The sequence below is a fragment of the Endozoicomonas sp. OPT23 genome, from assembly GCF_009653635.1.
In the GTDB taxonomy this organism is placed as follows: Bacteria; Pseudomonadota; Gammaproteobacteria; order Pseudomonadales; family Endozoicomonadaceae; genus Endozoicomonas_A.
In genome coordinates this window covers 794,043-812,609 of record NZ_PPFD01000003.1, presented here as the reverse complement: position 1 = coordinate 812,609, position 18,567 = coordinate 794,043, and the positions used below count along the sequence as shown (strand labels likewise).

At 47.3% G+C, this 18,567-nt stretch carries 15 protein-coding genes; 6 read left to right on the top strand and 9 right to left on the bottom strand.

What is annotated here, in order from left to right:
* Positions 1 to 397: 397 nt before the first annotated feature.
* The 4 genes from EOPP23_RS09460 to EOPP23_RS09445 all read right to left on the bottom strand — a co-directional run bounded on the left by EOPP23_RS09460 (position 398) and on the right by EOPP23_RS09445 (position 4,829).
* Positions 398 to 1,501, bottom strand: coding sequence for a dihydrolipoamide acetyltransferase family protein (locus tag EOPP23_RS09460; protein WP_153765700.1), 1,104 nt, complete (start codon positions 1,499 to 1,501; stop codon positions 398 to 400).
* A gap of 101 nt (positions 1,502 to 1,602) precedes the next feature.
* Positions 1,603 to 2,634 carry an alpha-ketoacid dehydrogenase subunit beta gene (locus EOPP23_RS09455; protein WP_153765699.1) on the bottom strand — a complete coding sequence of 344 codons (1,032 nt, stop codon included), beginning with the start codon at positions 2,632 to 2,634 and terminating at the stop codon, positions 1,603 to 1,605.
* On the bottom strand, positions 2,631 to 3,725 hold the full coding sequence (gene pdhA, locus EOPP23_RS09450) for a pyruvate dehydrogenase (acetyl-transferring) E1 component subunit alpha (RefSeq protein ID WP_153765698.1): 1,095 nt from the start codon (positions 3,723 to 3,725) through the stop codon (positions 2,631 to 2,633). The genes EOPP23_RS09455 and pdhA overlap by 4 nt, the downstream gene beginning before the upstream one ends.
* Positions 3,726 to 3,782: 57 nt before the next feature.
* Positions 3,783 to 4,829: a Glu/Leu/Phe/Val dehydrogenase dimerization domain-containing protein gene (locus tag EOPP23_RS09445; RefSeq protein WP_153765697.1), complete on the bottom strand. Its 1,047-nt coding sequence runs from the start codon at positions 4,827 to 4,829 to the stop codon at positions 3,783 to 3,785.
* A gap of 326 nt (positions 4,830 to 5,155) precedes the next feature.
* Between EOPP23_RS09445 and EOPP23_RS09440 the strand changes: the two genes are divergently transcribed.
* Positions 5,156 to 5,542, top strand: a complete 387-nt coding sequence (locus EOPP23_RS09440; protein WP_153765696.1) for a PilZ domain-containing protein — start codon at positions 5,156 to 5,158, stop codon at positions 5,540 to 5,542.
* A 106-nt stretch (positions 5,543 to 5,648) separates the two neighbouring features.
* Here EOPP23_RS09440 and EOPP23_RS09435 read toward each other — a convergent pair whose 3' ends face one another.
* A complete protein-coding gene (locus EOPP23_RS09435; RefSeq protein ID WP_153765695.1) occupies positions 5,649 to 6,137 on the bottom strand; it encodes a winged helix-turn-helix transcriptional regulator in 489 nt (162 codons plus the stop codon).
* Positions 6,138 to 6,721: 584 nt separating this feature from the next.
* A complete protein-coding gene (alr, locus tag EOPP23_RS09430; RefSeq protein ID WP_153765694.1) occupies positions 6,722 to 7,828 on the bottom strand; it encodes an alanine racemase in 1,107 nt (368 codons plus the stop codon).
* A gap of 217 nt (positions 7,829 to 8,045) precedes the next feature.
* Between alr and EOPP23_RS09425 the strand changes: the two genes are divergently transcribed.
* Positions 8,046 to 8,918: an SMP-30/gluconolactonase/LRE family protein gene (locus EOPP23_RS09425; RefSeq protein ID WP_153765693.1), complete on the top strand. Its 873-nt coding sequence runs from the start codon at positions 8,046 to 8,048 to the stop codon at positions 8,916 to 8,918.
* On the opposite strand, the gene EOPP23_RS09420 is transcribed toward EOPP23_RS09425, so the two are convergent.
* The 3 genes from EOPP23_RS09420 to EOPP23_RS09410 all read right to left on the bottom strand — a co-directional run bounded on the left by EOPP23_RS09420 (position 8,912) and on the right by EOPP23_RS09410 (position 14,258).
* A complete protein-coding gene (locus EOPP23_RS09420) occupies positions 8,912 to 12,121 on the bottom strand; it encodes a S41 family peptidase (protein ID WP_153765692.1) in 3,210 nt (1,069 codons plus the stop codon). The genes EOPP23_RS09425 and EOPP23_RS09420 overlap by 7 nt on opposite strands.
* 161 nt (positions 12,122 to 12,282) lie before the next feature.
* Positions 12,283 to 13,278 carry a 4-hydroxythreonine-4-phosphate dehydrogenase PdxA gene (pdxA, locus tag EOPP23_RS09415; protein ID WP_228550638.1) on the bottom strand — a complete coding sequence of 332 codons (996 nt, stop codon included), beginning with the start codon at positions 13,276 to 13,278 and terminating at the stop codon, positions 12,283 to 12,285.
* 53 nt (positions 13,279 to 13,331) lie between these two features.
* Positions 13,332 to 14,258, bottom strand: coding sequence for a DeoR/GlpR family DNA-binding transcription regulator (locus tag EOPP23_RS09410; protein ID WP_153765690.1), 927 nt, complete (start codon positions 14,256 to 14,258; stop codon positions 13,332 to 13,334).
* Positions 14,259 to 14,382: 124 nt separating this feature from the next.
* On the opposite strand from EOPP23_RS09410, the gene EOPP23_RS09405 reads away from it, so the two are divergent.
* The 4 genes from EOPP23_RS09405 (at position 14,383) to EOPP23_RS09390 (ending at position 18,564) form a co-directional block, all read left to right on the top strand.
* Positions 14,383 to 15,012, top strand: coding sequence for a paraquat-inducible protein A (locus EOPP23_RS09405; RefSeq protein ID WP_194842555.1), 630 nt, complete (start codon positions 14,383 to 14,385; stop codon positions 15,010 to 15,012).
* Entirely contained in the window at positions 15,009 to 15,671 is a 663-nt protein-coding gene (locus EOPP23_RS09400) for a paraquat-inducible protein A (RefSeq protein WP_153765688.1), read from the top strand. The genes EOPP23_RS09405 and EOPP23_RS09400 overlap by 4 nt, the downstream gene beginning before the upstream one ends.
* A gap of 74 nt (positions 15,672 to 15,745) precedes the next feature.
* Positions 15,746 to 18,037, top strand: a complete 2,292-nt coding sequence (locus EOPP23_RS09395; RefSeq protein WP_194842554.1) for a PqiB family protein — start codon at positions 15,746 to 15,748, stop codon at positions 18,035 to 18,037.
* Positions 18,038 to 18,171: 134 nt separating this feature from the next.
* The gene (locus EOPP23_RS09390; RefSeq protein WP_153765686.1) at positions 18,172 to 18,564 is read left to right on the top strand and encodes a thioesterase family protein; all 393 of its coding nucleotides are present in this window, start codon (positions 18,172 to 18,174) and stop codon (positions 18,562 to 18,564) included.
* Positions 18,565 to 18,567 lie beyond the last annotated feature (3 nt).

The window sequence follows — 18,567 nt, the reverse complement described above, 5'->3', positions numbered from 1 at the left end:
TGACAGTAAAAATTGTCGGTGAAAAATTACTGCGCAAAAAAGCCTTTGTTCTTTTCTTTTTTTGGCCGGAGCTGGCAGTCATCCATTGGCTGACTTCATGGAAATCTCAACTAAGACTTATCTGTTGACTCAAACAGAATGGAGCAAAAATTCAGCCCCTTTAAAGTTATAATGTGGCGAATCATTTTTTACTTCAATAGCTTTTTCCGGATTATTTACTATTAATTGCTAGTTTATCTTTCTTTCTGGCTATAGAAGTTAAGTTGTGCAGAGATTGTGACAAGGCTGTAACGATAGAGTTGACGCGGAGAATACGGCTTTAGTCTTGTAGAAGTAATTTATAAAGAGAAAGCTGCTTCACTCTGATTAACGAAGCAGCTTTTGGTTTACTCCAGCCTCACTTACTCAGTTGCTCAAGTACAGTCTGAAGAAAACGTGTTGCTTCACCACCAGTAACGGCTCGATGGTCAAAGGACATTGAAATCGGCATGATTCGACGACTGACTATCGAACCTTCAACACTCACCGCTTTTTCTTTCAGCCGCCCGGTACCGAGAATACAAACCATCGGTGGAACAACTACTGGTGTCGCAAATTGTCCGGCAAAGACACCGAAATTACTGAGAGTAATAGTGGCTCCCTGCATGGTGTCTGGAGCCAGTGAACGGTTGGCGACAGCTTCCCGATAACCATTGATGGAATCTCTCAGAGAGGCGGTGTCCAGTTGTTCTGCATTTCTGATAACAGGAACAAATAAACCTTCAGCACTGTCCACTGCCAGCCCAAGGTGAACGTTCTCAAATACTTCCCGACTTAAACTTGCACCATCAAACCATGCGTTGAGAGCAGGCTCTTTTTTGCAAGCGGCGATGATGGCTTTTATCAGACGAACAGTGATGTCTTCTCCTTGTTGCCAGTGATCGATATCCACTTCATCGAACAAAGTCACAGGTACAACTTCTGCGTGGGACTGAGCCATGGTTCGAGCCATATGTTTGCGAACACCTTTTAATGGTTCAGGTTTTTTTAATAGAGAGTTTAGTGGATAGCTGACCGACTGATGTCCTCTGTTCACATTCTGACTTTCCATGGAAAGGCCAAGGTTTGCAGCAAGGTCAGACAAAGAACCTTTCGCTGCAACAGTTTGATCACTGCCTTCAGAAGAAGCGTTATCTGATGGTGGAGTGCCAATAAAGAAAGAGTCATCAGTATCACTTGAGCTACTTGCAGTGGCCAGCTCACCAACGACAGTTCCTGTATCTTCCTGATCAGAAACAAACTCCAGCAGAGGTGCGCCAGTAAGAATGGTATCTCCGGGCTGACCATAAAGTTTGGCAATCACTCCGGTGACAGGAGATGGTACTTCCACAACAGCCTTGGCTGTTTCTACAGAAACGATGACTTGGTCTTCTGTAACATTATCTCCTTCAGCAATGTGCCATTCGACAATGTCTGCTTCGGGTATGCCTTCACCCAGGTCGGGCAGATTAAAGAATTTCATTGTTATTATTCCTGTTCTTTAAAATACGAACCTAATGCCTCTTTCCCGCCGTAGGCGGGAAAGAGGCTAAATTAAACATTCGATCAGGTGTGTCTAAACACTCAATGGAATGACAATGTTTTCAATGCCGCTTTGATAATGTCATCAGGCTTTGGAAGGTAGTGATCTTCCATGCGGTAGTAAGGCATGGTGATGTCGTATCCGGTGACCCGTTCGACTGGCGCTTTCAGATCGGTCAGGGCTTCTTCAGCAAGTGCAGCACTGATCTCAGCACCAACACCGAAACTCTTGCAGGCTTCATGAATAATCACACAGCGGCCAGTTTTGCGAACAGAAGTCAGAATGGTTTCCATATCCAGAGGTTTGATGGTGGCCACATCAATCACTTCCACCGAAGCTCCATACTCCTGAAGTGTGTTGGCGGCTTCCATGGTTTCCTTAACTGCCGCACCCCAACTGATCAGGGTGACATCATTGCCCTGCTTCAGAGTGAAGCACTTATCCAGAGGCAGAATAGCGGTGTCGTAACTGACATCCTGTTTTACTGCTCTGTAGATTCGTTTGGGTTCCAGAAAAATGACTGGGTCAGGGTCGTTGATAGCCGCTCTTAATAATCCATAGGCTCGAACTGGAGAAGAAGGCATCACAACTCTCAAGCCCGGAATATGGGCCAGAAGTGCTTCAGTGCTTTCGGAATGATGTTCTGGTGCGTGAATGCCACCACCAAAAGGAGCACGCAAAACCATCGGGCAGGTTAAGCGTCCACGAGTGCGGTTTCGCATACGGGCAGCGTGGCAGATCAGCTGTTCCATGGCGGGAAAAATAAAGCCCATAAACTGAATCTCAGCCACAGGTTTTAAACCCTGAGTCGCCATGCCGACACTTATACCTGCGATTAATGTTTCAGCCAGTGGTGTATCCATCACTCGCTTCAAACCGTACTTATCTCTTAAACCTTGAGTGGCACGGAATACACCGCCATTGACGCCGATATCTTCTCCCAGCAGAACTACGTCCTGATCGTCTGCCATAGCGTGATCAAGAGCCAGGTTTACTGCTTCAACCATGGTCAGCTTTTCGGACACTTCTTTGGGAATGGACTGGTCGACGGTTTCGGAAACAGAACTGTTCATGAATGCACCCCTCCCATGTTCATGGCTTCAGCTTTTGCTATTGCGTGTTGTTTTTGTTTTTCCAGCTGGGCGGGCATTTGAGCGTAGTGGTGATCAAAGAGGTCACTGATTTCAGGGAGTGGTGTGTTCAGGTAGCGCTTAACTTCTTTGTCGATAAGGGCTGCGGCTTCCTTCTGCAGTGCCTGTTCTTTTTCTTCGTTCCATAAACCTCGTTGATAAAGAAAGTTTCGCAGTCGTTTGATCGGTTCCCTGCCCCATGCTTCCTGTAACTCTTCACTCTCTCGGTAACGGCTGGCATCGTCTGCCGTTGTATGATCGCCCAGTCGATAAGTGATGGCTTCAATGACTGTTGCCCCCTTACCACTTCTGGCCTGTTTGATCGCTGCGTTGACCGCTTCGTGCAGAGCAATGACGTCATTGCCGTCTACCTGAATAGAGGTTAAGCCAGCAGAGACACCTTTTTGGGCAAGGGTTGGAGCGCCGGACTGAATCTTGCGGGGAACAGAAATCGCCCACTGGTTGTTGTTAATAATAAAGACGATGGGCAGTTGCCAGACCCCGGCAAGGTTAAGAGCCTCTGTAAAATCACCTTTAGAAGTTGCACCATCTCCCATGGAAACCATGGCGACCTGATGCTGGTGGCGAACCTTTAAGGCTGTTGCCACACCGGCAGCATGACCAGCCTGAGTAGCAATAGGTACACAGTTTGGGAAGTCTTTTCCCCAGGCTTCGCTGGCACTGCCTCTTTCATCGCCGCCCCAGTAGAGCAGTACATCGGACAGAGGAATTCCCCGTTTCATAAGGCCGGGAAGATCACGGTAGTAAGGAATCAGTACATCTTCTTTTTCCAGCAGTGAGCAGCAGACTGTGCTGATAGCCTCCTGTCCTAGGGCCGATGGATAGGTTCCCATCTGCCCTGTTCTCTGAAGAGCGACAGCTTTGGCATCACCGGCACGGGCAATCACCATGCTGCGGTAGTAATCAACAAGAACATCAGAGTTTTCAGTCCAGGCGGGCAGTCGATGCAGCGCTTCTCCTTCATCGCTCAGGTAGCGAATATAAGGAATATGGCAGTATTCTTTAGCTTTCATAGTTTGCTCCCATATTGTGCTCTCGTATTGTGCTCTTGTAATGTTATTTGCTACTGCTCAGGCGCTTAGGCGTCTGTGCTCGTCACCGTAAAGCAGAACTTCTGCCATATGGTCAGCAATCAGGCTGCTGGGAGCCTTGCGTTGTTGCTGGTGACGGAATACCTGTAGAAGAGTGTCTTCAATAGCATCAATACGACGATCAATTTCCACCTGCCCTTGCTTCATGTGATTCATCGCCACAAAGATCAGGCCGCCGGAATTAATCAGGTAGTCGGGAGCGTACATAATGTCCCGGTCGAACAGTTGCTGTCCGCATTCAGGAGTAAGCAGTTGGTTGTTGGCAGAGCCTGCTATGGCACTACACTGCAGCTGGCTGATATGGTCAGGGTCAAGAACTCCACCAAGACCACAGGGGCTGAAAATATCGCAGGGAACGGAATAGATTTCATTGCTGCTGACCGCCGTTGCACCAAAATCAGCAACGCATTGTTCTATCTTCTTTTCATCAATGTCAGTCACAAGGAGCCTGGCTCCGTCACTGTGCAGTAACTGGCAAAGCGCAAAGCCGACATTGCCTAACCCTTGAACGGCAACAGCCATACCTTTCAGCGAGTTACCTAAGTTTTTGTTTGCTTTCAGCGTGGCAAGAATACCTTTGTAGACTCCGAGAGCCGTTGAAGGTGCAGGATTTCCACTGATAGAAGTACAGGACACATGGCGGGTTTGAGTTGCAATGGTGTCCATATCGGAGACTCGGGAACCGCTGTCCATGGCGGTGATATAGCGACCACCCAGCTCCTCAATAAAACCACCAAAGGCTTTAAACAGCTTTTCTCTGTCGTAAGGCTCAGAGGGTTCCATGATGACGGACTTGCCGCCGCCCAGATCAAGCCCGGCCAAAGCAGCTTTGTAACTCATGCCTTTGGCAAGTCTTATGGCGTCGGTAACGGCTTCATCGGTTGAGGCGTAAGGAATGATTCGACAACCCCCGAGAGCAGGACCTCTGCGAGTGCTGTGAATGGCAACGATTGCTTTCAGGCCTGATGCTTCATCGTATTTAAAATGAAGATCGTTTACCCCGGCCTCTTCTATCGACTGAAACATAACGGGATCCTCCGTATGTATCAGAGCTGATAAGGCTCTGTCTTTGTTTATTATTATTCTTATTTTAGTTATGCCCGGTTTCAGATATGCCCCAAAGCATTATGTGGGGGAATTGTTATCCCCTTTAGCCATTAAAAACATCGGCCAGTGTATTGTCAATTGAAGACGCACGACTCATCTTAAGGGCTACAGCGTTTAGAGGTTTCCAGGCGAATACCTTATTTTTCATGGGGTTTAGCGTTTGCAGTAACTAACATGCAGGTTTTGTCATGCTCGAAAAAAACAGGTATGTTCAAGAATACTCCGCCTGAAACAGAGGACGTGTTATGACGGATGACATTCTTGAGAAAGAAAGAGCTGAGAAAGAGCTGACTGAGAAAAGACGCTCACCCCGGAAGACTCTCGCTGAGCCTGCGCAGGTGCTCGACAGCGACACTGGCCAACTGATGGGCGTGCTTGAGGATGTGTCTAGAAATGGTTTCAGCGTTCTCACTGGACAGCAGGTTCGGCTGTCGGAATTAAGAAAAGTGACCATCATTCTGCCTGGCCCTCTGGAAAGTACCCACAGAATAAATATGCTGGCAGAGTGTGTCTGGTGTCAGTCTGGTAATAAGCAGGGCGACCACAATCGGGATTATGCGGCGGGTTTTCAGCTCAAGGAAATTGAAGAACAGGATGCCGTTGCTCTCAATTACTTTATGAGGGACTACTGAGTTTTATCAGGGATTTTTTTTATTCGGTAGACGAACAGAGTTGATTATCTATACGTCATTTGCCCGTTTATGGCTGGCAAATGACGTATGAATCTGAAGTTCAAACTCACTCAGGGATTGGCAGGTTCAGAGTTTCTTTCAGCTCTTCCATGACGATATAGCTTTTGGACTCACGAACACCCGGCAGTTTGAGCAGAATATCGCCCAGCAGCTCGCGGTAGGAAGCCATTTCAGAAATACGAGCTTTCACCAGGTAGTCGAAGTTACCTGATACCAGGTGGCATTCCAGAACGTTTGGCAGAGCAATGACTGAACGACGGAACTCGTCAAAAACATCCGCTGATTTGGAATAGAGACTGATCTCCACATACACCAGCAGTCCAGCCTGAAGATATTGTGGGTTCAGGCGAGCACTGTAGCCCTGAATAATGCCTTCACGCTCAAGACGCTTCACACGCTCCATGCATGGCGTAGTACTCAGCCCTACACGATCGGCAAGATCTACATAGGAAATACGACCATTTTCCTGGAGAGTTCGAAGGATATTTCGATCAATCCTGTCCAGCTGGCGGACAACTTCTTTTCGGCTTCTCATGGCTTCAGCAATCGTCTGATAAAGTTAGCCTGGTAAGGCTGAAATAGAGCTAAGGCTGGTGGGTAAATCAGTCAGCCAATACGGCGGCGAAGATTAGGGGAGCAGCAGAAAATATTCAAGTGTGGATAACCCTAACCTATGTAAATACTCTGCCATGAAGTCCTGCAGTAATAAATATTCTGGTTTGAAACGAAGTTGAAGGAATATTAAGCCATCATGAAATAATGATTTTTTAGGCTATATTCGTTTTTTAGCTGGAATATAAATATGAACAAAAAATACATATTCATTTTTCTGGCAAGTGTATCGATTATAGGCGGATGTCATTTTCTGCCGGTTGACTCTGATAACAGTCAGTGTCCGCCTGGATATGTGCTGATATGCGAATCAATGCCTTGCTATTGCTCAAACAAATGTCCTGTAGGGACTGAGCTGACTTGTGATAACCGTGGTATGTGTAAGTGTACATCCAACAGCTTGCAGGGTATTAATGGTGGTGGGTCTTCATCCGCTCGGGACATTGAGAACCGCCGCAACGATAACAAAAAGCATGGTGTTAATAGCAGCAGCGATCGAATCAGAGTTCATTGGTGAGTGGATTCAAGGTTTTTCACTGTTTCGTGATAACTGACCGGAACTCTGTTGAAGTTGCAGAACAATTGGTACGGAATGGTATTGGCGTGTTGAGCTACTTCACTGACTGAAAGACTTTCACCCCACAGCAGAGCAGGATCACCTATTTTTACATCATCCAGCCCCGTCAGATCGACAGTCAGCATATCCATGGAAACACGGCCAATGAGTGGTACCCGCTGACCATTCACCAAAATAGGTGTGCCATTGCTGGCGTGCAACGGATAACCATCGGCATAGCCCATAGCGATAACACCAAGACGAGATACCTGAGAAGTCACGCCTTTACCGGCGTACCCCACGGAGCTTCCTGCCGGTACTTCCTTGATACTGATAATTGCAGAGTGCAGCTCCATTACAGGTCTGAGTTGATCAGCAATAGGGTGTGGGTGTGGAAAAGGCGATGCTCCATAAAGCATCAACCCCGGACGACTCCAGTCACTGCGTGCCTGTGGAAACTCGACCAGACCTGCTGAGTTGGCAATGCTGCGCTCACCCGGCAGACCAAGCGTATATTTCTCAAAGGTTTCCAGCTGGCTCAGTGTGTAATCATGATCTTCATCATCAGCACAAGACAGATGACTCATTAATACAATGTCGTTTACCCAGGCCAGATTATTAAGGCGTTCCCAAGCGTCACGGTATTGATCTGGAAGAAAACCGACACGGTGCATACCCGAGTCCATTTTTAGCCAGGCTCTTATGGGTTGCGATAATGGGGTTTGTTCCAGCATAGCCAGCTGGTCAGAATTCTGGATCACAATATCCAGCCGCAGTCGTGCGATATCTGTGAGCTCTGACACCTCGAAGAAACCTTCAAGGATAAGAATGCTTTGTTCAATGCCTGCTTCCCTGAGTTCAAGGGCTTCTTCTATACAGGCAACAGCGAAACCATCGGCTTCATCAGCCAAGGCTCTGGAACAGGCGATGGCGCCATGACGATAGGCATCTGCTTTTACTACAGCCATAACTTTCCCGTTACCGGCAAGTTGTTTTGCCAGTCGGTAGTTATGCTTGAGTGCGTCTAGATTGAAGACAGCTCTGGCCGGACGACTCATAAGGTCGAAAATCCCCCGCGGTGCAACAAAGAGCAGATTGAACTGTAATGCTAACAGTTAATAATCCTTTGCTCTTTAGGTATTTTTATAAGTTCTTTTTGCGATTTAATATTACCTCTAGTAGCTAGATATACCTATCACTTGTTTCTTATTGTTCTAAACGATATGAACTGTTGAGTATCTAAACTGTTTCACTTGGTCAAAACAGGAAACAGGTATGATATTTGCGGAAGGTCTTGAGTATCCGGAAGCGCCATTGCTGCTAAGTAATAATGACTGGCTGGTGGCTGAAATGGCTATGGGATCTGGCCGCCTGACCCAGTTGTCAGCCTGTGGTGAACACCGAAAGACCTTCACTGACTGCTCGCGGCCAAATGGTTTACTGCTGGATAAAGATGGAAAAAGTATCTGGGCTGCAGAAACCTGGCAACCGTCGTTAATTAAGTTTGATGAGTTGGGAGCAGAAGTATTAAGAATCACTTCCTGTGGCGATTTGTCGTTTATGTGGCCGAATGATCTGGTCTATGGACCGGACGGTTATATCTACCTGACTGATTCCGGCATTCTGGTCAGGGATTTGATCAAGGATGGCCGACTTGATCCTGATGTCTGGAACTCTCCCATGAGAGGAAGGTTGTTCCGAATTGATCCCGTTACCCACAGTGTTGAGTGTCTGGATGAGGGGCTGTTGTTTGCTAATGGCCTAGCGTTTGGCCCTGATGGCAATCTGTATCTGGCAGAAACGGTGACAGGACTGATCTATCGTTACGTTTTTTCTAGTCACCTTGAGCTTGAATCAAAAGAGATATTTACCAGTGTGACTGATCCATCGGGACCTTCAAGAGTGGTTGGACCCGACGGTATTACATTTGATCAGGCAGGTAATCTCTACGCTGCCATCTTTGGACAAGGGCATGTTGCCTGTGTAAGTCCTGAGGGCGTTGTCAGCAGGAGTCTGGTCACCAGGGGTTCCTGTCCAACCAATGTTTCTTTTGGACCTGAAGACAGCAAACAGCTGTATGTCACTGAGTACCAGCGAGGCAGAGTAGAAGTTTTTGATCTCTCTGCAGATGGCTTTGCCGGTTACTGATTAACCGGCACGGCTATAGGCTGCCTGGGAGGAAGAGGTTGAATAATAGGTTCATCAGCTATTTTTCTCTGCAGGTGCCGAAGTGCGGCATCCAGCTGGGTATCTTCGCCATGGAATGTCGCGTAAGGCAGATTATCAATTCGGATATCGGGCTCGACACCCCAGTTTTCCGGAGACCAGCGATTGCTGTCAAAGTAGTGTCCGAAGAAAGGTAAAGAAACGGCACCGTTATCGGTAAAGGCTTCTTCGGTACTGAAGATTCTTCCGCCCCATGTACGCGTGCCTATTATGGTTCCAAGTTCAAGGCTTCTGAAACCATCCGCCAGTTCTTCTGCATCGGATGCAGTATGTTCATTAACCAGCAACACAATGTGTCCACGGAACGCATACTGCATGTTCCAACTCTCGTTTTTACCTCTGGCAGACGCGTAAACAAAGGCTTTTCGAATGAGCCGATTGAGAATCCAGCTGCTGATATTACCGCCGGTATTGTGTCTGATATCCAGTATCAGGCCGTCGCGATTAAAGACTGGATAGTACTGTTTGACCCAGTCAGCAAAACTGTCTTTCTCCATATTCGGTAGGTGAACATAGCCAATTTTACCTTCGCCTTTCTCGTCCACTGTCTGACGACGTTGTAACAGCCATTCCTGATAACGTAATGCGTTGGTTTCTTCTATGGATAAAGGCGTAACAATTTCCTGCCAGGTACTTTTGTTAGTGCTGCTTTCAATGGTCAACAATGTTTGCGTGTCATGTTGAAAGGTGAGCTTTTGTTGCAGGTCTATATCCTGATTTAGAGGCTGCTGGTTGATATGGGTGATCGTATCTCCTTCCTGAATCCTGCTGTAAGGTCTGGCAAGCGGCGATGCTAAAGAAGGAGTTTCATAGTCTGTCTTATGTATATGTTTAACTAGAAAGCCATGCTTGGTCTTCTCGAATTCAGCACCTAACGAACCTTCAAAAGACCAGTTCAAGCCTGTGCGCTGGTCACCGGGATAGGTATATACATGAAGAACACCAAGACTGCCGAGCATATTAGCCAGAAGTTGATCAAGCTCCCGGCGATCCGTAATTCTTGGCAACAGTTTTAACTGGTTATCCAGTTCCTGCTGCCAGACATTCTGGTCCATGGTCGTATCAGCAAAGTAGTTTTTATACAGAGACCAGGTTTGGTAAAGAATCTCCTGCCATTCAGCTGTGGGGTCAATGTGAAGACGCCAGTTCTTTAGTTCAAGCAGCTCAACCTGAACCGATATATCGGCACCTGTGGGCTTGATAGAAAACCCCTGAGTATCACTGATCAGTACATTCTGTTCGTCTGATGAAACCCGGTAGGAGCTTATATTCTCTGCAACTGTATAAGGCTTTGGACCATCATGAGTTATAGGCATTGCCTTAAGCATTGCGCCAGAGGATTCATTTGACTGCCAGTAGAGGTAGTCTCCTGCCAGTTTGAGACGGCGATAATCACCAGGTGTTACGGGTACCTGATACAGTCTTTTGGCCAGCCCCTTTCGATCCACCTGCATAAAGGATTCAGACTGTTCTTCACCATCAACAACTGCAGGCGTGTTTTGTCCCGACAGTTCATTAGGTTCTCTGAACGGCCATTCATGATTTTCATTAACTGCCAGCATGTAGATGCCGGTATTTTGTTCAGAGTATGGCTCTGGCTGATTTAAGCCGTATGGGTCTTCAACCCTGGATGAATAATGACGGTTGGAGAGAAAATATATCCAGTCTCCATCAGTGCTCCAGGCCGGAGAAAAACTGTGATGGCGGTCTGTGGTGATGGCTTCTGGAGCACCCTCGGAAATATTGTAGAGATAAAGCTGCGTGTTCAGGTTAGAGGCTTTTTTGGTGTAGATCAGCCAGTTACTGTCAGGTGACCAATTAACGAAATCAGATGGCCAGTTGAAGCTGCCCTGATCGACAGTGCGGGTATCGCCAGAGGGAAGATCGGTTATCTTCAGCTGGTAGTCAGAGTTAAACCAGGCGAAGCGACTGCCGTCTGGTGAGGGATAAGGCCCACTATAAAGTGCTCTGTCTGTCTCAAGGATTTTCTGGTATCTGGCTTCGCCATTAGGCGGAAGCAACCAGAATGCCAGCTTTCCTCTCTGAGAGCTTGATGCAAGGACAGACTCCAGAGCAGGTACGAACTGAGCTGTCTCAAAGAACAGGTCTTTTGACGGTCTGGGAAGAGTAATGGTTCGGCCATGAATTAACGGGTTAATAACCACCTGACCTCTGGCGGTCAGCATCAACTCCTGATTGTCAGGAGAAAGGCTGAAATCCCTCAAAAATCTGGCTGGAAATTCTACCCAGCGTTGGCGTTTTTGATCCAGGTCTGAAGGAAGAGTGATATCAAGCTTCCGGGTAGCATTCGTTTTCGTTTCGTAGATAAACAGATCGGCATTGGCATGAAATATTATTCGTCCCTGATTCAGAGACGGCGTCTGAATATCCTTGTCTTTAAAGAAGGTATGTTGCTTCAGAGCTTTGCCTTCAAAATCCATAGACCAGATGTTCATTCGCCCGGAACGGTCGCTGATAAAATAGACCCTTTCCCGCCAGACCATTGGTGATTTACTGGTGCCAGGGTAACCATGGGTGAGAGGTATCGCTTCTTTGTTTTCTGAATAGCGCCAGAGGTTTTCAGCGGTACCGCCCTGATAGTTACGGATATTGTCATTGGAGCCGGTAAATCGAGTGAAATAGAGGTCGCCATTGTCAGAGAACGAGCCATCGGAAGCCTGTGCCAGAGGAATACGTGTCTGATAACCAGACTCTGCATCGACCAGTACCAGTTGCAGACTTTCCCAGAAAGACGAATGACGATTGGTGGCCAGAATGATCTGATTATCCTGAGTCCAGCCACGAACTCTGCTCAAACTGTTAGAGAAAGTCAGCCTTTTTGGCGTGCCACCAGTTACAGGTAAGGTATAGAGCTCTCTGGGACCGTCGTAGTTACCAATAAAGGCAATGGTGCTGCCATCCGGTGAGATATGAGCATGACTTTCAAAACCGTAGTCAGAGGTCAGCCTGCTTGCTTCACCTCCTTTAACAGAGACCTTCCATAGGTCCCCTTCTGCAGTAAAGACAACCGTATCGTTATGGAGGTCAGGGAAGCGATAAAAGCCTTCACTGGCAAAGATAAAGCTGCTGAGGGTAGATAAAAACAGATAGAGAGCCAGCTTCATGGTGAATCCCTGAATATTTGATTATTCATTTAAAGTTAGCAAGAGGCTGGTGTCAGCGAGCGGTATCGTTTGATGAAAACGGGAGTACTGCACTCTCAAAGATGAGAGTCCCCCCGAAGATGATGAGTATCGGCCCTTCAGATTGAATTCTAAACTTTTAGTTATTTTTTCTGTTGGAATGAAGCTGCGTATTTCGCTGCTGTCAGAATGGCTTCAATCATACTGACAGCACTGGCTTTGCCTGTTCCGGCAATGTCGAAGGCTGTGCCATGGTCAACAGAGGTTCTTAGAAAAGGCAGTCCACAGGTAATGGAAACGGTACGTTCAAAGTCGACCATCTTCGTCGCGATATGTCCCTGATCGTGATAGAGGGACAGCACTGCGTCGAACTTTCCATTCAGCGCCTGATGAAAGACCGCATCGGCAGGCACAGGTCCGGTTACTTTATAGCCTTCTGCCTTCAGTTTGCTGATAGCGGGTAAAACTTCCCTGTCCTCCTCATCACCAAATAATGCTTGTTCACCTCCGTGAGGGTTAAGTGCTGCAATCGCCAGATGTGGGTCTCTCAGTCCCAGTGAACTCATTGCTTCATAGATTCTAGTGGCGCAGCCATAAACATTATCTGCTGTGACAAAGTCGCAGGCTTTTCTGAGAGACAAGTGCCGCGAAAGAAAAAATACTCGAAGATTGTGAACCTGAAACAGCGTCAGAGGTGAAGCACTTCCAGAGAGAGCTGCGAGAATTTCTGTATGACCGATGTGATTGATGCCAGCCGCTTTCAAAGACAACTTGTTAATAGGCGTAGTTGCGATGGCATCAACTCTTTTTGTTAGAGCTAGCTTCACAGAGTTCTCGATACAGTCGTAGGCTGCCTGCCCGCCCAAGGCTGAAACATTACCTACTCTTGTTTCCACGGCGTATTCGGCACAGGCATGCAAGTTTATTTGTTTCCGGTTTGAGACGGTTTCAAGAGTGTCTGTATTGATTATGGGAAGGTGGGTTTTGCAGGTAGAAAGAGCTTGCGATAAAACTGATTTGGAACCAATAACGAGAATACGACAAATGTCTGTAAAGTTATATTCAGATAAGGCTTTAACAAGAATTTCCGGACCAATGCCGGCGGGATCACCCATGGGAACAGCGATCAGCGGGAGCATCAAATCAAACTCACAGCCTGCTACAGGCTGTGAGTTTAGTCGACAACTGAAGCTTAGGCGCGAATTACCTGTGTGCCTGACTCTTCGATAGTTGCCAGACTTTCATTGTCAAAGCGGCTGTCGGTAATGATAGTGTCCAGCTCGGACAGCTCGCAGATGGTCTTCATGCTGGAAGCGCCAAACTTGCTGGAGTCAGCCAGCAGAATCTTGCGATTAGCTCGGTCCAGCATTTTACGACGGATAAAGTAGTGATCAGTAGATGCGGTGGTTACACCGTGATCCATACTCCAGCTGTTGGTCGCCAGGAATGCGACGTCAGCATTAATGCTGTCCAGAAATGCCAAAGCAGACGTATCGTTGTGAGCCTTGGTAATAGCACTGACCAGACCGCCTGTGGTGTACACCTTGGCAGTAGAAGAGTCAGACAATTGCAGGGCAATCTTCAGGTCAGGCGTGATAATAGTGACCTTCATACGCATCAGCTGCTTGGCCAGAGCCATGGTGCTGGTGCCAGCATCGAGGAGTACGATCTGACCTTCTCTCACCAGCTTCAGGGCTTCGAAAGCAATCGATTTTTTCTCTTCAATATTTACCGCATTTTTCTTCTCGTATGGAATATCTTCCATCAGGAAACTCTTGGATACGGCACCACCATAGGTAACACGTAACTTGTCTTCCTGCTCAAGAGTGCGGATGTCACGGCGAATGGTCATCTGTGAAACATCGAACTTTTCAGCCATTTCTTCGATGTTTGCGCAACCTTTTTCCTCTACATAAGCCAGAATGTGCTCGCGGCGCTCAACGGGAAGCATACCTAAACCTCTTGAATCATTACTTGTCTTGAACACCCGGACTGACTGGTGAAATTCCGGCCAGACTACAGCGGGCGCAGTACTGATCAGTCCTGCCGATAGAAAGACAGAGCAACAGAACAGTAATGGCTTGATTGAAGGCCCCTTGAGCAAGAGTCCTGACAGCATTGACAGTACAGGAATCAATTGCGAAGGTTTGTCACCCTCATTCAGCCTTGAAAACTCTGAGATGGGATTATATGGCAGATTGCGTTCAGATTCTTCCCAAGAAATACCTATATGGACCTCAGGTTTGAAAAATAGCAGCCTAGTAAGCCTAAGACTCTGTCGGGATTGTGACCTTCTGGTAAGGATTCCATCGTTTGAGAATCATCCGGGCTGGAAGCAGCAGGCAGTGTGTCCCCGTTGTGGTTGTTGCCTGGAATTGCATCAGCCATCGAGTGTGTTGATCTGTCTGGCACTGGTTTTGACCGGCCTGCTGTTGTTTCTACCTGCCAATATGTTGCCTGTGCTGAGCATGGAAATAATGGGGAATGTTCAACAAAGTACTGTACTCGAAGGTGCTATAGCGCTTCATAGTGAAGGACTTGAGGCTGTCGCCTGGCTGGTGATTGCTACCGCTATTGTTATTCCCCTGTTCAGGTTGCTGATTCTGTTTCAGGTTTTACTGTCTGTGATAACAGCTTCCATGCACCAAACGGCTGCGAGAATGTTTCGCTGGTATGCTCACCTTGGTGAGTGGGGAATGATGGAGATCTATGTGCTTGGCGTGCTGATCTCTGTGATCAAGCTGGCGGACATGGCGAGTGTCAATGTTGGTTATGGACTTTATTGCTTTGCCGGACTGATGCTGGTTGAACTGGTGATTTCAATTTATCTGAACCCCCACGCCCTTTGGGAGCAACTGGAGAGGCTGTCATGATCTCAGGTCTCAGTCGGGGAGCTGATAACGGACTGATACTGTGTCTGGACTGCCAGAAAATCAGCCATGAACCGAAATCGGATAGTGTCAGTTATTGTCCCCGGTGTGGCAGCAAACTCAGTCGTCGCAAGCCAAACAGTCTGGCACGAAGCTGGGCTCTGACGCTTACAGGTATGATGCTCTATATCCCTGCCAACCTGTTACCGATAATGACGGTAAGCAAGCTGGACGTTGGTCAGCCTGAAACTATTATGTCCGGCATTTTTACCTTGATCGACAAGGAGATGCTGTTCATTGCCGGGTTGGTGTTTGCAGCAAGTATTCTGGTTCCGCTGCTAAAGCTACTGATCATGTTCTGGTTGCTGATTACTCTTCAGTTGAGAGGCATGGCTATGAATAGCCCTATGCGCTTTAACCAGAAGCGCTATCAGATGAAAATGTACCGTCTGATTGTCTGGATTGGTCGCTGGTCCATGTTGGACATTTTTATTATTTCCCTGCTAGCCGGGCTGGTGCAGTACGGACGACTGGGAACAGTAACAGCAGGTCCTGCGGCTTATGCTTTTGCCAGTGTAGTCATTATTACCATGTGGGCAGCAAAGAGCTTTGATCCCCGGTTACTGTGGGATGCAGCGGTTTCAGAAAATAAACAGCCATGAACGGAACGTTTTCTTGTCACCGTCGGTGATAAACAAGTTTCATGGTAAAAACGACACTATCACGGAGCCGAGCTATGGCTGAACAATTTCCCGCAGCTGATGCCAGAGTCGTCAGACGCCGAAATGTTTCTATTGTCTGGTTATTGCCGCTTATAGCGCTCTGTGTAGTGGGCTATCTTGTCTGGTCTGCCGCCTATGCTCGGCATATAGAAGTTCATGTATTTTTCAACTCCGCAGAAGGCATAAAAAAGGGTACGACAGAAGTTCGTTATAACGGCCTTGCTATTGGTCGAGTTGCCAGCATGCAGATGACGGATGATCTGAAAGCAGTCGATGTGACTCTTGAGATCGATCGCAATATGGATAAATTTCTACTGGAGAAAAGTCGCTTCTGGCTGGTGAGGCCACAGGTGACGGTTGCTGGTGTTTCAGGGTTGGAAACGCTGGTTTCCGGTAATTACATTGCTTTTAGTCCGGAACAAAAAGGTAAGAAAAGTCGCTTATTTGAAGCATTAAAGTTCCCACCCCGTTCTGCTATTGGCGGTCTTAATCTTACGTTGAAAACCAGCGAATTGTCGTCCATCCAGAATGGCAGCCCTGTTTACTATCGGCGTTTGAAAGTGGGAGAGGTGACTGGCTATAAGCTAACGAAAGACGACGAACACGTTGCTGTTCAAATCAATATCAAACCTCAGTTCGGTCATCTGGTTCGAAAAAATACTCGTTTCTGGAATGCCGGTGGCGTGGATGTTTCTGGTAGCTTTCCCAACCTGAAGATCAGAACACAATCATTGTTGTCCATTGTTCAGGGAGGTATTGCTTTCTATACTCCGGACTGGGAACCTGGGACAGACGTCGCTGAAGAAGGCAGTGGCTACCAGCTCTATTCTGACTATGATGCTGCAGAAGCTGGCTTTAAGGTGTCTATCGAGTTTCCACTGGATGTTGCTTTCAGCCAGGAAAAGACTCGAATTTTGTTTCATGGTAAGGAAGTGGGGCTGATTCGAGAGACTCGGTTCAACGAAGACTATTCAGCCATTATTACAGAAGCAGTCATCCGTCCTGAAGCCCGTTCACTGATGGTGGAAGGTGCTCGGTTCTGGAGAGTAAAACCTCAGATTGGACTGAAAGGTGTGACTGGTCTGGAGACACTGCTGGGTGGCCAGTACATTGCTCTGGATATCAACCACAGCGATGTTAAAAACGCTAAATTTAAAGACCGTTTTAAAGGGCTTGCCAGTAAGCCTCCTGCTGCACTCTCTACTCCCGGCTTACACCTGACGCTTATTGCCAGATCTCTGTCTGGTATCTCCCATGGCAGTCCTGTTTTGTATCGCAAGATGCCTGTGGGTTCTGTTCAGTCCCATGAATTGAACGACGACGGTGTAACCATTCAGGTATTGATAGACCCTCAATACAGTCATCTGGTTAACAGCAGTACCGTATTCTGGAATGCCAGTGGCATTACTCTGGAAGGCGATTTCCAGGGGTTGAAAGTAAAAACCGGAACACTGGGAAGTATTCTTGCCGGTGGTATTGAGTTTATGACGCCCGAACCCGATGTAAAAGCAGTTGCTAATAAGGAAGTATTTTCGATTTATGACGATGCCGATCAAGCTCTGGAAAATGGCACAGTTATAGATGTCTGGTTTGAAAGTGCGGTTGGTCTCAAACAAGGCACACTACTCAAATACCGTGGGCTGGAAATGGGGCGGGTAACCAGACTGGAGCTGGATAAGAAGCGGGAAGGCGTTCAGGCAACGATTCTGTTAAAAGAAAGTGCAGGCTGGATTGCCCGTTCCGGTACTCGTTTCTGGCTGGTTAAACCCAAACTCGGATTGACCAGCACCACCAACCTTGAAACGTTGATTACCGGTTTTTACATCGGAATGTCCCCGGCTAAAAAAGCCAATTCGAAGGAGATTTCGTTTTTTCATGCTGATCGAAGTCCTCCTGATGATATGGCTCTTGCCAGTGGTCTTAGGCTTGAGCTTGTGTCACCAAAGCTGGGTTCTGTACGGAAGGACAATCCTGTTTATTATCGAGAAATTCCAGTGGGTAAGGTCACAGGTTACCGACTGGATAATCCTGCCAGCCAGGTGGTAATTTATATAAATATCGAAGATCGTTTTGCTTCTCTTGTGACCGCGGAAAGTCAGTTCTGGAATGCCAGTGGTGTCGATATTAATGTCGGGCTCTTCAGTGGAGCGAGAATCAGAACAGAGTCTCTGGAATCCTTGCTGGCTGGCGGTATTTCTTTCGCGACGCCTGAGGTTGCTGACGGTGTAGGGCAGAATTCTCGCTTCAAATTACACGAAAAGTCGGTAAATGAGTGGTTAAAGTGGGCTCCGCCTATTGAGTTGTAACTTTTAAAAATACAGGCATTATTGCGGTATAGACTGGATTCTATTATTCGCATTTCACTCACTGAAGGGTGGGTGAAAAATGCCTGGATACATGAGTCTGGTAACAACTTTACTATAAGAAAAAGATATCACTCATGCTTCAGGAAACGATTACTCCCCGCTTTTGCGAGACCGATGCGCTTGGGCATATTAACAATACCGTTGTGCCCGAGTGGTTTGAGCACGCTCGTACGCCCATCTTTAAAATGTTTACCCCCGATTTGGACACTAATAACTGGAAGTTGATCATTGCACGTATCGAAGTGGAATATACGGCACAGTTGCAATACAACAGCGATGTGATTCTTAAAACCTGTCTGGAAAAGGTCGGTAACTCTTCCATGTATATCCACCATGAGGCATGGCAGAATGATGTGCTTGCTGCACGGGGAAAGGCGGTATTGATTCATTACGATTACGAGAATGAATGCTCATCTCCTATTCCCGACTCTATTCGTCAGAAACTCATGGAACACCTGCAGAGATAATCG